The 12,700-nt window shown below is 63.2% G+C and carries 13 protein-coding genes; 7 read left to right on the top strand and 6 right to left on the bottom strand.

Translation table 11 applies throughout. The annotated features are described in order from the left end of the window. Positions 1 to 72: 72 nt before the first annotated feature. From G8E10_RS19615 to G8E10_RS19625, 3 genes are all read left to right on the top strand, one after another. The gene (locus G8E10_RS19615) at positions 73 to 954 is read left to right on the top strand and encodes a tellurite resistance TerB family protein (protein WP_281517686.1); all 882 of its coding nucleotides are present in this window, start codon (positions 73 to 75) and stop codon (positions 952 to 954) included. A 151-nt stretch (positions 955 to 1,105) separates the two neighbouring features. Beyond that, entirely contained in the window at positions 1,106 to 1,801 is a 696-nt protein-coding gene (locus G8E10_RS19620; protein WP_167130402.1) for a GNAT family N-acetyltransferase, read from the top strand. Next, positions 1,798 to 2,007, top strand: coding sequence for a hypothetical protein (locus G8E10_RS19625; RefSeq protein WP_110730221.1), 210 nt, complete (start codon positions 1,798 to 1,800; stop codon positions 2,005 to 2,007). Before G8E10_RS19620 ends, G8E10_RS19625 begins: the two co-directional genes overlap by 4 nt. 23 nt (positions 2,008 to 2,030) lie before the next feature. Here G8E10_RS19625 and G8E10_RS19630 read toward each other — a convergent pair whose 3' ends face one another. The 3 genes from G8E10_RS19630 to G8E10_RS19640 form a co-directional block, all read right to left on the bottom strand. Next, positions 2,031 to 3,089, bottom strand: a complete 1,059-nt coding sequence (locus G8E10_RS19630; protein WP_167130403.1) for a nickel/cobalt transporter — start codon at positions 3,087 to 3,089, stop codon at positions 2,031 to 2,033. Beyond that, complete coding sequence (locus G8E10_RS19635) at positions 3,083 to 3,739, bottom strand: DUF1007 family protein (RefSeq protein WP_110730219.1); 657 nt, start codon at positions 3,737 to 3,739, stop codon at positions 3,083 to 3,085. The genes G8E10_RS19630 and G8E10_RS19635 overlap by 7 nt, the downstream gene beginning before the upstream one ends. A 138-nt stretch (positions 3,740 to 3,877) precedes the next feature. Next, complete coding sequence (locus G8E10_RS19640; RefSeq protein ID WP_110800949.1) at positions 3,878 to 4,777, bottom strand: LysR family transcriptional regulator; 900 nt, start codon at positions 4,775 to 4,777, stop codon at positions 3,878 to 3,880. Positions 4,778 to 5,442: 665 nt separating this feature from the next. Between G8E10_RS19640 and odc2 the strand changes: the two genes are divergently transcribed. From odc2 to G8E10_RS19660, 4 genes are all read left to right on the top strand, one after another. After that, positions 5,443 to 6,576, top strand: a complete 1,134-nt coding sequence (odc2, locus tag G8E10_RS19645; protein ID WP_110730217.1) for an ornithine/lysine decarboxylase — start codon at positions 5,443 to 5,445, stop codon at positions 6,574 to 6,576. Positions 6,577 to 6,687: 111 nt separating this feature from the next. Then, positions 6,688 to 7,281 carry a GNAT family N-acetyltransferase gene (locus G8E10_RS19650; protein WP_132448562.1) on the top strand — a complete coding sequence of 198 codons (594 nt, stop codon included), beginning with the start codon at positions 6,688 to 6,690 and terminating at the stop codon, positions 7,279 to 7,281. A gap of 221 nt (positions 7,282 to 7,502) precedes the next feature. Next, a complete protein-coding gene (locus G8E10_RS19655) occupies positions 7,503 to 7,955 on the top strand; it encodes a glyoxalase superfamily protein (RefSeq protein WP_425530855.1) in 453 nt (150 codons plus the stop codon). Between the two features lie 79 nt (positions 7,956 to 8,034). After that, entirely contained in the window at positions 8,035 to 9,081 is a 1,047-nt protein-coding gene (locus G8E10_RS19660) for a serine hydrolase domain-containing protein (RefSeq protein WP_167130404.1), read from the top strand. 56 nt (positions 9,082 to 9,137) lie between these two features. On the opposite strand, the gene G8E10_RS19665 is transcribed toward G8E10_RS19660, so the two are convergent. From G8E10_RS19665 to G8E10_RS19675, 3 genes are all read right to left on the bottom strand, one after another. Continuing rightward, complete coding sequence (locus G8E10_RS19665; RefSeq protein WP_167130405.1) at positions 9,138 to 10,496, bottom strand: TIGR02594 family protein; 1,359 nt, start codon at positions 10,494 to 10,496, stop codon at positions 9,138 to 9,140. A 105-nt stretch (positions 10,497 to 10,601) separates the two neighbouring features. Then, a complete protein-coding gene (locus tag G8E10_RS19670) occupies positions 10,602 to 11,591 on the bottom strand; it encodes a WD40 repeat domain-containing protein (protein WP_167130406.1) in 990 nt (329 codons plus the stop codon). Continuing rightward, positions 11,591 to 12,697 (bottom strand): CobW family GTP-binding protein, encoded by a 1,107-nt coding sequence (locus tag G8E10_RS19675; protein WP_281517687.1) that lies wholly within the window; start codon positions 12,695 to 12,697, stop codon positions 11,591 to 11,593. Before G8E10_RS19675 ends, G8E10_RS19670 begins: the two co-directional genes overlap by 1 nt. Positions 12,698 to 12,700: the final 3 nt, after the last annotated feature.

Consider the following 12,700-nt stretch of genomic DNA (forward strand, 5'->3'; position numbering starts at 1 on the left):
GTGCATTTGTTTTCCGCGTGCGACGTCCTATGTCACCTCCTCAGATGAACCAATCAGGAGGTTGACGACAGGATGTTCGACGCGAAAAAACTGCTGGACCAGTTTCTCGGCTCTCAGGGACTTGGGGGGCAGGGGCTTGGCGGCCAGGGGAACCAAGGCACGCAGGACCGTTCCGGATCTCAGCCCGGATCACAGGGTTCGTCGCAGGGCGGCTTTCTCGGCGGTGCTGGCGGAAGTTCCGTCGGCGGTGCGCTCGGCGGCCTGCTTGGCGGCGGCTCGATGAAGGACAAAGCCGGGCAGATCGTCCAGATGGCCCGCAACAATCCTTTGAAGACCGGCGGTCTTGCCGCCGTGTTGCTTGGCACGGGCGCTGGGCGCGACATCGCGGGCACGGCGCTGAAGCTCGGCGGCCTCGCGGCCATCGCCGGTCTCGGCTATACCGCCTACAAGAATTATCAGGCGGGCCAAGCACCGCAGCGGGTCGATCCGCAGACGGCACCCGAAATCCTGCCGCCGCCGGACAATTCTGGTTTCTCCATCTCGCCCTCCGTTGTCCGCAACGATTTCGTGCTGGTGCTCGTGCGCGCCATGATCGCAGCCGCGCGTGCCGACGGGCATATCGATGAGAGCGAGCGTGCCCGCATCATGGAGCGTGTCGGAGCCAGTGGCCTCGACAGCGAGGCAGAAGCCTTCCTGCGCGACGAGCTTGCGAGCCCGGTCGATATTGACGGTCTGGTGGCTGCCGCCCGCACCGAGGAGGAGAAGGTCGAGCTTTATACCGCTTCGCGCCTGACCATCGAGCCGGACAGCCGCACCGAGCGTGGCTATCTCGACATGCTCGCCGGCCGTCTCGGCCTGCCGGATGCGCTGGTCGATCACATCGAGGCGACGGTCGCCTCCGCCAAGGTGCCGGCAGGCAGCAGCCCGTCTGTGGTCGATCCCTCGATCATCTGACGTTCCCACCTCTGTTGTCCATGCGCAGCGGTGATGACCGCATCACCGGATTGCATTTGCACCGCCGCGCACCTTCGCCTATGCCGGAAAGCAAGGTCTGCCGGCTTGATGCCGGGGCAGGCCATGTCTCGATCTGGGCGAGGATGACATGATGAACCGCGATCTTACCAAATGGGCAGGATGCCCGGCACCGAAGCCCGTGACGCTGGAGGGCGCCTATGTCGTTCTCGAACCGTACGACCGGGTGCTGCATCTTCAGGCGCTCTGGGATGCCTTCGGCGGTCTCGCGATCAACGAGCGTCTGCGCTATTTCCCGCAAGCTGCCTTTGCCGATGCCGACGCCTTCGGGGTATGGCTTGATGCCGCTCAGGCCAACTGGGTGACGCTGATCTTCCGGGACAAGGCCAGCCGCGACGTCGTGGGCATGGCGAGCTACATGCGGCCGGACCCCACTTTCGGCGTCGTCGAGGTCGGCTCCGTCGCGCATAGCGATGCCATGGCGCGCTCGCCACTGGCCACCGAGGCTCATTACCTCATGGCCCGGCATGTCTTCGAGGATCTCGGATATCGCCGCTACGAATGGAAGTGCCACAACGACAACACGCCGAGCAAGGTCGCGGCGGTGCGGCTCGGCTTCACCTTCGAAGGCATCTTCCGTCAGCACATGGTGGCCAAGGGTGCCAACCGCGATACGGCGTGGTTCTCGATGATCGATGGCGAATGGCCTGTGCTGGAGGCCGCGTTCAAGGCATGGCTCGCGCCGGAGAATTTTGACGCCGAAGGGCGGCAGCGTCGGCGCCTCGAAGACCTGCGAGCGGACATTGCCGCCACCATCGGTGCGGCATGAAGACGCTCGATCCGCGGGACCGCTCGGCGGCCATTGCTGCCGCGGTCTTTCTGGTGATCTTCGGTGCCGGCTTTATGTTCCTGCCCAGAGCCATGCTCTATCTGGGCACGATATCGCCCTATCTCGCGGCTGCCGTCGGCACTCTGTTCGTGCTGGCTTTCTTCTTCGTGTTCTGGCTACGCGCCCGTTACCAGCGCCGTCGCTGACCCCGCTTCGCCTGAAAAGGGCTTCAGCCCTGCAGCGATGCGCCGAGCAGGGCAAGACCGAGGCCGAGGACCAGGACGGCGCCAAAGATCTCGATGCCGTTCGTCACCCGCATGGCCGTGCCGGCGCTCGACGCGTAGCGCACGGCGAGATCCTTGGCGGTGACGGCAAGGGTGGCCAGCACCGAGACCGTGATCGCCGTGCCCATGGACATCGCCAGTACGGACAGCACGCCGCCGAGATAAAGCCCGTTCAGCAGCGCGAAGGACAGCACGATCAGCGCACCCGAGCAGGGACGCAGGCCGACGGCCAGTACGGCCGACCAAGCCTCACGCAGCTGGAAGCGATCGCCCTTCAGCATGGACGGATCGGGCGCATGGGCGTGGCCGCAGCTGGAGCAAACCTCTCCCGGCCCATGAGCATGTCCCGCGTGATCATGATGGTCATGGCCGTGCGCGTGCCGGTGATGATGGTCATGGGCTTCTGGCGTCGCATGAGCGAAATCGAGACCACCGGCAAGCGCCAATGCAGGCCCTCGGGAAGGGCGGGCAAGCGCCCGCATCTTGCGGAACAGGAGCCAGGCGCCGAAGGCGGCGACCAAGGCATAGCTGACGCGCTCAAGGAAGGTCGTCGCCTGCGTCATCGAGATCGAGCTACCGCGCAGCACCAGATAGGCCGCACCGACGAGCAGGATCGCGACGCCCCCTTGCAGGAAGGACGACATGAAGGACAGGGTGACGCCGCGCTTCAGTTCGGTCTCGTTGGCGATCATGTAGGACGAGATGACGGCCTTGCCGTGGCCGGGACCTGCCGCATGAAAGACGCCATAGGCGAAGGACAGGCCGACCAGCGACCAGAGGTGCCAGGGATTGTCGCGCATGCCTTTCAGCGCATCGGTCAGGGTCCGGTAGAAACCCTGCTGCTCCATGTTCACCCAGGAGAGAAAGCCGCCGAGAAAGCCGGATGTGTTGAATGCCGGCTCGGCGGTGCCGATGCCGAGCGGGGACTGCGCATGGGCCGCTGCGGCGGCCAGCACCAGCAGGGCGCCGGTCATGAGGGGGAAGCGAAGGGCGCGGGTCAGCATGTGAATTCGATCCTCGTCGCAAAGAGCTTCGACATGTCGGTACCGGTCGGGTCCGTGAAGAAGGCGTCGGTCAGCGTCGACTGGTTCTGCGAGATCACCTCGTCCGGGTCCGGCCGCACCACCTTGTGCTGGCAGGCAGCAAGCTTGTCGCCGACGACGGCAAGATCGCCATCGCTCGGGAAGTCGATCGCGGTGTAGAGCGTCGGGTCGTAGATGCCGAACGACATGGTGCCCTTCAGCGGCATGGACTCGGCCGGCTTGACCGCGAAGATCAGCAGCAACTGGTTGTCCTTGAAGTCGGCATGGATCGCATCCGGCTTGGAAACCTTCACCAGCTTCCCGTTGTCGTAGATCGTTGTGTAGTAATTGTATTCGCTGAGCGAATCCAGAACGGTCTGCCCGACCTCCGCCAGTTCGTCCGGATCGAGCGTGGCGTTGGAGTTCTTGTCGAAATCGAGAAGAACGCTTGCCGAGAACAGCTCGTCGAAGCGCCAGACATTGCGCAATTGGCTGATATGGCCGGTGTCGTCCGAGACGACCTCCAGACGCGCCTCCGCGAAGATGTGCGGATGGGCGAATGCCTGCGCCGGGAGAATGAGCGCTGCGGCAAGCCCGGCAAGCAGGCCTCGCGACGAAAGGGTACGTCTCATGGAAAACAGGGTCCTTGCCTATAGCGCTTCCGGCGCGAAAGATCTCGTGTCCGACGCAGACGCGGAGCAGGTCGCCCTGTCATCCGGCCGAAAGTAGACGGAATTGGGACAGCCGCGCCGTGACCCGTCTCGTCTTGCTTAAGCATCCGCTCTTTTGCGAAACCATCCATACAGGAAATCGACCAGTGTACGCACCTTCGTCGGCAGATACCGGCGATGGGGATAGATGGCATAGATGCCGCGATCATGCGGCAGGAAGTCGTCGAGCACCGCCACGAGGCTGCCGTCCTCCAGCTTCTGCCGGGCGATGAAGTCGGGCACTCCGGCGACGCCGAGGCCCGATTCTGCGGCACGCAGGCTGGCGAGCGGACTGTTGACCTCCATCGGGCCGCTGACCGGCACCGAGAAGTTCGTGCCGTCGCGATCCACGAACCGCCAGTTGCTGTAGGAGCGACCATTGGTGTCGATCACACAGGGCATGTGGGCGAGATCCGAGGGATGTGTGATCGGTCCGTGCTTTTCGAGGAAGGCCGGGGAGACGCACATCTTGACGTGGAAATCGTCGAGCTTGCGGGCGATGAGGGTGCTGTCCTCCAAGCGCGTAATGCGGATGGCGACGTCGAAGCCTTCCTCGACCAGATCGACGAAGCGATCGTCGGAAATGATTTCCAGCGAGAGTTCGGGATGGGCAAGGCCGAAGTCGATCAGGGATTGCCCGATATCGGCATCGATGAAGGTGCGCGGCGCGGAGATGCGCAGGCGTCCCTTGAGGTCGCTGTTTCCGGCGCGCACGAGATCGGCGAGATTGTCGATCTCCTTCAGGATTTCGGCGGCGGTGCGATAATATATGTGTCCGGCTTCCGTCAGGGAGAATTGCCGGGTGGTGCGGTTGAGGAGGAGGGCGCCGAGTTCGTCCTCCAGTTCGCGCACATATTTGGAGAGCAGCGCCTTGGAGCGGCCGACGCGGCGGCCGGCCGCGGAAAAGCCCTCGGCATCGACGACGTCGATGAAGGCTCGGATGCGTGTCAGTGTGTCCATCTCGGCTCCCTTGCGCGGCGCGCGTGCCTCCTGGCCGGACATTATCCGGGAACCATTATCGCGCGCCACCATTCAAAACATAGGGTTGGCGATGTCCGCAACCCTGTTGATGATCCGGTGCGGGCCGGACGACCATCCGTTCGTTGTTTGAAGCTGGTGCGAGGCTTGCGGCGGGGCGAAAAAAGATCGGGCGCGGACCAAAAACCGCTTGATTACGACAGGGATATTTCTTATCTCCGCTCTGCCCAAAGTCGCACGTGCCTGTGGGTGTCCGCCGATCCCTCGTTTGGTGAGGAAATCGGTAAGGTACCTGGATCTAACCGCTCCAGTCGTTTTTCCGGCCAACCGGAATTGCGAGGACATCTTGAAGCAACGACGGTGCGGGCCTTTTTGTTCTCTGCCGGCTTTCCATCAGCCGGGGTTACTGAAGAGGCACACCTTCATTGCCGGACGTGCGGTAGGTTCCAACCTCCAATCCATGGCAGACAAAGCCGGATGAACGCCTCGGCGGGCTTCATCCACAATTCGCGCTGTACGAGCGCCGTCTAGGATTCCGGGGTCTCCACCGGCTGGTATCCGAGCGCGCACCCGTACGCCCTTTGTCCTTCACACCTCGGCGAGGCCTCCTCGCTGATCGTGAAGCCTAACGTATTGGGATTGAAACCATGACGACTGCTCGCATCATCGACTTCCTGAACACCCGTCGCCCCGAAGGCCCTTGCCTCGTCGTGGATCTCGATGTCGTCCGGGACAATTTCAAGGCTTTCCGCCACGCGATGCCGGACAGCTCGATCTATTACGCCGTCAAGGCCAATCCCTCGCCGGAAATCCTGCGCCTGCTCGCCGGTCTCGGCTCCAACTTCGATTGCGCCGGCGTGGCTGAAATCGAAATGGCGCTGGACGCCGGTGCGACTCCCTCGCGCGTCTCCTACGGCAACACGATCAAGAAGGAACGCGACATTGCCCGTGCGCATGCGCTCGGCGTTTCGCTCTTCGCGGTCGACAGCCATGAAGAAGTCGAGAAGGTTTCGCGCGCCGCTCCCGGTGCCCGCGTATTCTGCCGCGTCCTGACGGATGGCGAAGGTGCCGAATGGCCGCTGTCGCGCAAGTTCGGCTGCGTTCCCCAGATGGCCGTCGACGTTCTCGTCTACGCGCACCAGCTCGGTCTCGTCTCGCACGGCGTCTCGTTCCATGTCGGCTCACAGATGACCAAGGTCGATGCCTGGGACGTGGCCCTTGCCGATGCCAAGCGCGTTTTCGTGCAGTTGGCCAAGCAGGGCATCGAGCTGAAGATGGTCAACATGGGCGGTGGTTTCCCGACCAAGTACCTGCGCGACGTTCCCTCGGCTGAAGCCTATGGCAAGGCCATCTATGCGGCGCTGCGCAAGCACTTCGGCAACCAGCTTCCGGAAACGATCATCGAGCCGGGTCGCGGCATGGTAGGCAATGCCGGTGTGATCAAGGCGGAAGTCATTCTGATTTCGAAGAAGTCGGACAATGACAACCACCGCTGGGTCTTCCTCGACATCGGCAAGTTCGGCGGTCTCGCCGAGACGATGGACGAGGCGATCCGCTACCCCATCCGCACCGCGCATGATGCGGACGAGATGGAGCCCTGCGTGCTCGCCGGCCCGACCTGCGACTCGGCCGACGTGATGTACGAGAAGAACATGTACCCGCTGCCCGTGTCTCTCACGATCGGCGACGAAGTTCTGATCGAAGGCACCGGCGCCTACACGACGACCTACTCGGCCGTCGCCTTCAACGGCTTCGACCCGCTGAAGTCCTACGTCATTTGACGTTTCCGGCTCCCGCCAATGGGAGCTCGCGGTTCCCGGACACGGGAACCGCACCTTCACAATGATCCTTCGATACCGTTTGAATCGGTTTTGAGTACGGGAGGCCTTGCTATGGCCGCTGTTCTTGATTCTGTCCGCGCCTTCTTCGCGCAGAATGCCTTCACCATCGACGCCGAGAACCCCGGTGATATCGTTGCGCGCGAGCGGCTGCTCGATCGCGCCATGGGCCCGAACCGTCGTCGCAAGTCGTCCGAGCAGCTTCGCCGCGGCCGTGTTCCGGCCGAAGGTCTGGCGCTCGTCGCACGCGATTGCGATGGCCATGTGATCGGTACCGTGCGCCTGTGGAACGTCGATGCCGGCGTCGATGCGGAAGGCCGTGCCATTCCGGCGCTTCTCCTCGGTCCGCTCGCGGTCGATGCCGCGCAGGAGGGCAAGGGTGTCGGCGGCGCACTGATGCGTGCGGCGATCGGCGAAGCAATGTTGCGCGGACACGGCGCCATCCTGCTTGTCGGCGATGCGCCCTATTACGAGCGCTTCGGCTTCCAGGCGCACCATGCCCAGCACCTTGTGATGCCCGGCCCGTTCGAGCGCCATCGTTTCCTTGGCCTCGAGCTGAAAGACGGCTGGCTGAAGGGTGCCGCCGGCATGCTGACTGCCAGCGGGCGCAAGCTCTCGCAGGCGATGCCGATGCGGAAGGTTGCCTGAATGCACATCTTGGTCAAACGGCCGCCGGTGCGGTCGTTTGACTTGGCGGCAAGCCTGATCTAGCATGCGGCAGTACGGGTTGGAGCCCCGGCCGTCCGCAAGCCGTTCCGGCTTTGGTGAAGTCTCTTTTCACAGTCTTTTCGGTCATCCCTCCCGGCATGTTCCCGATGGCAATGCGGACCCCACGGATATCACGGCATGCCATTGCTGGAGAGATCCCGTTGCAATCATCATTATCACCACCCCCATTGCCCTGCCTCGACGCGCTCAAGGAGCAGGCGAAGCGGCTGCGGTCGTCCGTTGCCGCGCGCGGTATCGATATGTCCCATTCCCGCGCTCTGGAAACGATCGCGGAGCAGTATGGCTTCCGGGACTGGAATACCCTTCATGCGGCCGTCGGCAACCGGCCGCCGCTCGATCCCTATCAACTGGGTTCGCGCGTGCGCGGTTTCTATCTCGGCCAGCCGTTCGAAGCGCAGGTTCTCGGTGTGCAGGCGCTGACGGCGCAGGCTGGGCGGTACCGGTTGACGCTCGATTTCGACGAGCCTGTCGATGTCGTGACCTTCGAGAGCTTCTCGTCATTCCGCAAGCGGGTCCACTGCACGATCGACGCATCCGGGCGAACGGCTGCGAAGACATCGAACGGCAGGCCGCACGTCGAATTGCTGTGGTGAGGCGTCACGTTGACGTGAGGGCGGCGCGCGAGACGCGCCGCCACCTTGCGGCCCGGCCGAGAATGCCTACCTCGGTTTCATGACATCGATCTCCTCCACATCCGTCCTCGCGCTCGCTTTGTCGGGCATTCTTGTCTGCTCACCGGCCTTGGCCCAATCGACAGTTGCTCCGACTGCGGTCACGACTTCCTTGGATACGACGCGGCTGTCTAGCGTCCTCAATGACGCCGCCCGCCTCTCGCCGTTGGAGACGGTCGTCGTCGCCCGCAACGGAGAGATCGTCGCCGAGCGGGGCTACCGGTCGAACAAGACGACGGACAGCACCAATATCAAATCCGCCTCCAAGACCATCATCTCCGCCATGGTCGGGATCGCGATCGAGAAGGGGCTGCTGACCGGCGTGGACCAGCCGATTGCGCCGATCCTGTCGCGGGACCTGCCGGCCAATCCGGATCCGCGGCTGGCGAAGATCACCATCGGCAACCTCCTCTCCATGCAGGCGGGGCTCGACCGGATGTCCGGGCCGAATTACGGGCGCTGGGTTTCAAGCGGCAACTGGGTCCGGTTCGCGCTGGCGGCGGATTTCGTGGACGAGCCCAGCGGGCAGATGCTCTATTCCACCGGATCGACGCATCTTCTGTCGGCCATTCTCACCAAGGTCGGGGGGAAATCGACGCTGGCGCTGGCCCGCGAATGGTTTGCGCCGGTCGAGGGCTTTCGTATCGCGGCCTGGGAGCGCGACCCGCAAGGCGTCTATCTCGGCGGTAATCAGATGGCGATGAGCGCCCGCTCGCTTCTGGCCTTTGGCGAGCTCTATCGCAACGGCGGGCGAACGCCGGATGGCCGACAGGTGGTGCCGGAAAACTGGGTCACGCAATCCTGGACCGAGCGCACGCACTCCCGCTTCTCGGGCGATGGTTACGGCTATGGCTGGTTCACCCGTGAGATCGGCGGCCACAGGGTGCATTTCGCCTGGGGCTTTGGCGGGCAGATGCTCTATATCGTGCCCGACCGCAAGATGACCGTCGCCATGACCTCCAATGAGGGCGCGCCGTCTGCCCGAACCGGCTATCGCGACGACCTGCACGATCTTCTCGCCCGGATCATCTCGACTGCGGGCGCGTGATGCGGACAGACCCTTGCGGTACTGCATCGCAAGGGTTTAGCGACCGGTTGGTGGCCTCACGCGCGGCGGATGGAGAGAAGCGTGTAGTGGAAGGGACCCTTGATCCCATCCTTCGGATAGGTGGAGATGCTGACGCGATCGCCCTGATTGCCGCCGAGGCAGGTCACGGTGGTTTCCGTCATGGAGTGGAAGAAGGCGACGTGTCCTCCGTTGGTCTTCTCACCCTTCCGGCTGAAGACGACTATATCGCCGGGCTGGGGCGCCGCGGTTACGTCATTTCCCCATTTTTCATCATGCCACGACCGCGCCCATTTGCTGTCCGTGCCTTTGATCCCCGCCTGCTCGACACAATAGTTGACGAAAGAGGAGCACCAGGCGGTTTCGTCGGGCGCTTTCCCGCCTTCGGTGGTGGCATGGTACATGACGATCCGCGGGTTGTTGCCGGGTCCGGGAACCTCCGCGACACCCAAGGCAAGTTCCGCATTGGCGATATCGATCGGTTTCCGGGACCCACTGCCGGTGAAGGCTAGCGGCAGGCCGCCGATCTCGGCCTTGAGATAGGAGTTGTGCATATAGCCGTCTGACGCGCCGTCGCCCTGGATATCGACCTGCGTCCAGTCGCCGATCTGTTTCACGCCGCGCACGAGCGTGTCGAACGGATACTTCTGGATGACGCCGAAGGTCTCGCCGGGGCCGGCCCGCAGGTTGAGGCCACCACGCGCGGTGATGGCGAAGGTGGCGGATGCGCCGACGGTGCGCGGGGTTTCGACAGGACCGCCAGCCGAGAACTGGCCGAAACTCGCCTCCGCCGAATTGAAGACGTTGCCGTCATAGTCGATGCCGCCGAAGGGCAGATCGTGCTCCATGTCCTTCTGGAACAGTGTCCAGAGACCGTCCTTCAAAGCGCTTCGCGTGCCGGACCATCCAAGCGATCCGGAAAGCCAGATGAGATCGACGAGACCCTTGTCATGGAGTTTGCGCGCGACGAGACCCGACCCGTAGACGCCGAGGACGTAACGCCCGTCGAGTTCGGCTTTGACCTTGGCGAAGTAGCTTGCGATCTGGGCGAGATCGGCCGCGGCGACATAATCGTGATCGACGGCGAAGTAGATGCCGGAACCGGTCGGCTGACCGAGTTCCGCTGCAAGCTTCAAGGCGCGTTTTGCGTCGCGGGTGCCATTGGCGTCGGAAAAATCGCCCAGCTTACCGTTCGCGCCACCCCCGGCCTGAAACACGACGGCCACGGTGAGGCCGGCTGCGTGAAGCGCCGTGAGTTCTGCCTTGGTCAAGCACTTCGTCGGCAGGTTGCTGCTGTTGCCGATGTTGTAATACCGGATCACGGAGACGACTCCAAGATCGGCAAGCTTCTGCGCATAAGGCCCGACATTGTGGGCGACGTCGATGATCTGCTGCATGTCCCTTCTCCGGTTCAGCGGAAAATTAGGCATGCAGAATTTTTAATTCAATCAAAAATATAAGTGATTTATAAATACGTCTTATGCGTGCTTCTGGTTGTGCGCCTACGAGGTGAGGTCGATGACGCCGGCTTCGCCAGCTTCCGTTCCGAATGCCAGTTGCTGACCGGATCTCGACCACGCGAAAGCGCTGACCGCACCCTTGCCGGGACGGCGCAGCAGAACCTCCTTGCTGTCGGCAAAGCGAACCGCGAGCACCATGCCGTCGGAATAGCCGATGGCTGCGACCTCTTCGGACGGGTGGCAGGCGACCTGCGAGACCATGACGTCGGCGCGCGTGCCCAGTTCCAGCGGCGCCTTGCCCATGGGGCCATCCTTGGACTGGAAGGGCCAGACGATGGCGGCCGGGGCACCGGAGGATGCAAGCCATTTGCCGCGTGTCGACCACGACCAGGACTTTACCTTAGCCGGGTAACCACTCATGCGCATGTGCCGTGCTTCCGCACCGGGCTTGGTGTCCAGCTTCCAGCCATGCAGGGCGTTTTCCTGCATCATGGTGACGACGAAGCGCCCGTCCGGCGAGAACGTCACACCTGTATGCGCGCCCTTCCAGTCGAGATCGATAGCCGGGCTCGATGTCGCTACCCAGTGCAGGGACACGCCGTTGTAGCGCGCGAGCGCGATGCGAAGCCCCTTCGGCGCGAAGGCGATGCCCTCGACCGTACGCTCTTCGGTAAAGTCGCGCGTTGTGCCGTCCGACAGCCGCACGGTCGCCGTCTTGCCGGTCGCGAAAGCGACAGCGCCCTGCGGGCCGGCGGCAATCTTGGAGATCCACTTGCGCGGCGCATGGGCGAGTTCCGTCACGCCGCCATCGCGCGTGATGCGGAGCACCCGGCCATCTTCTCCGCCGGTCAGCAGCGTGTCGGTCGCGTCGTCGCGCAGCGCGACGAGCAGGCCTTCATGGGCCGGCGTGACCGCATGGCCGCCATCCAGACGATGCACGAGACCTGCGGCATCGGCAAAGACGGGAACGTCGCCCAGATAGGCGACGCCGACGATATGGGCTTCAAGATCGAGCGGGGCGACGGTCGGCATCAGTTCGGCTTTGCCGCGCAGGCCTGGAAGGTGCGTTCCAGCTTTTCGCGATCGAGATCGCGGCCGATGAAGACGAGGCGGCTTTCGCGCGGCTCGCCGTCCTTCCACGGGCGCTGGTGGTCGCCCTCGATGATCATGTGCACGCCCTGTACCACGTAACGATCGGCGTCTCCGGCAAAGGCGATGATGCCCTTGAGGCGCAGGATGTTCGGGCCGTCGGTCTGGGTGATCTTCTGGATCCAGGGAAAGAACCGATCCGGATTCATCTCGCCTCCGCGGAGCGAAACCGACTGCACGGTCACGTCATGGATGTCGGATGGGGCATGCGCGTGCCCATGGTCATGGCCGTGATGATCGTCGTGTCCATGATGGTGGTGATCGTGCCCGCAATCGGGACCGCAGGCGTGATCATGATCATGATGATGATCGTCCTGCTTCAGGAAATCCGGCTCGTTCTCCAGCGCCCGCTCCAGGTTGAAGGCGCCCTGGTCGAGGACCATGGCGAGATCGATTTCCGAGCGCTGGGTGCGATGGATACGGGCGGACGGGTTGATGACGCGGATCGTCGCCTCGACCTTGGCCAGTTCTTCCGGCGTCACGAGGTCGGTCTTGTTGAGAAGTACGACATCGGCAAAGGCGATCTGGTCTTCGGCCTCGCGGCTGTCCTTCAGGCGCAGCGGCAGATGCTTGGCGTCAACGAGCGTGATCACCGCGTCCAGTTCCGTCTTGGCGCGAACGTCGTCATCCATGAAGAAGGTCTGGGCGACCGGAACGGGATCGGCAAGGCCGGTCGTTTCCACGATGATCGCATCGAAGCGGCCGGGACGCTTCATCAGGCCTTCGACCACACGGATCAGGTCGCCGCGCACCGTGCAGCAGACGCAGCCATTGTTCATCTCGTAGATTTCTTCGTCGGATTCGACGATCAGGTCGTTGTCGATGCCGATCTCGCCGAATTCATTGACGATAACAGCATATTTGCGGCCGTGATTTTCCGAGAGAATGCGGTTCAGCAGCGTCGTCTTGCCGGCGCCGAGATAGCCGGTGAGGACGGTGACGGGGATGGGCTTCTGGACGGGTGCTTCGGACACAGGTGCTTCGGACATGGG

This window comes from Ferranicluibacter rubi (genome assembly GCF_011603255.1).
Lineage (GTDB): Bacteria > Pseudomonadota > Alphaproteobacteria > Rhizobiales > Rhizobiaceae > Ferranicluibacter > Ferranicluibacter rubi.

Bases quoted from the DNA above. Each gene is read 5' to 3' on its own strand.
- G8E10_RS19670 (WP_167130406.1), bottom strand. From the start codon at position 11,591: ATGCCGACCGTCGCCCCGCTCGATCTTGAAGCCCATATCGTCGGCGTC.
- G8E10_RS19630 (WP_167130403.1), bottom strand. From the start codon at position 3,089: ATGCTGACCCGCGCCCTTCGCTTCCCCCTCATGACCGGCGCCCTGCTG.
- G8E10_RS19675 (WP_281517687.1), bottom strand. From the start codon at position 12,697: ATGTCCGAAGCACCTGTGTCCGAAGCACCCGTCCAGAAGCCCATCCCC.
- odc2 (WP_110730217.1), top strand. From the start codon at position 5,443: ATGACGACTGCTCGCATCATCGACTTCCTGAACACCCGTCGCCCCGAA.
- G8E10_RS19620 (WP_167130402.1), top strand. From the start codon at position 1,106: ATGAACCGCGATCTTACCAAATGGGCAGGATGCCCGGCACCGAAGCCC.
- G8E10_RS19635 (WP_110730219.1), bottom strand. From the start codon at position 3,739: ATGAGACGTACCCTTTCGTCGCGAGGCCTGCTTGCCGGGCTTGCCGCA.
- G8E10_RS19615 (WP_281517686.1), top strand. From the start codon at position 73: ATGTTCGACGCGAAAAAACTGCTGGACCAGTTTCTCGGCTCTCAGGGA.
- G8E10_RS19625 (WP_110730221.1), top strand. From the start codon at position 1,798: ATGAAGACGCTCGATCCGCGGGACCGCTCGGCGGCCATTGCTGCCGCG.
- G8E10_RS19650 (WP_132448562.1), top strand. From the start codon at position 6,688: ATGGCCGCTGTTCTTGATTCTGTCCGCGCCTTCTTCGCGCAGAATGCC.
- G8E10_RS19660 (WP_167130404.1), top strand. From the start codon at position 8,035: ATGACATCGATCTCCTCCACATCCGTCCTCGCGCTCGCTTTGTCGGGC.
- G8E10_RS19665 (WP_167130405.1), bottom strand. From the start codon at position 10,496: ATGCAGCAGATCATCGACGTCGCCCACAATGTCGGGCCTTATGCGCAG.
- G8E10_RS19640 (WP_110800949.1), bottom strand. From the start codon at position 4,777: ATGGACACACTGACACGCATCCGAGCCTTCATCGACGTCGTCGATGCC.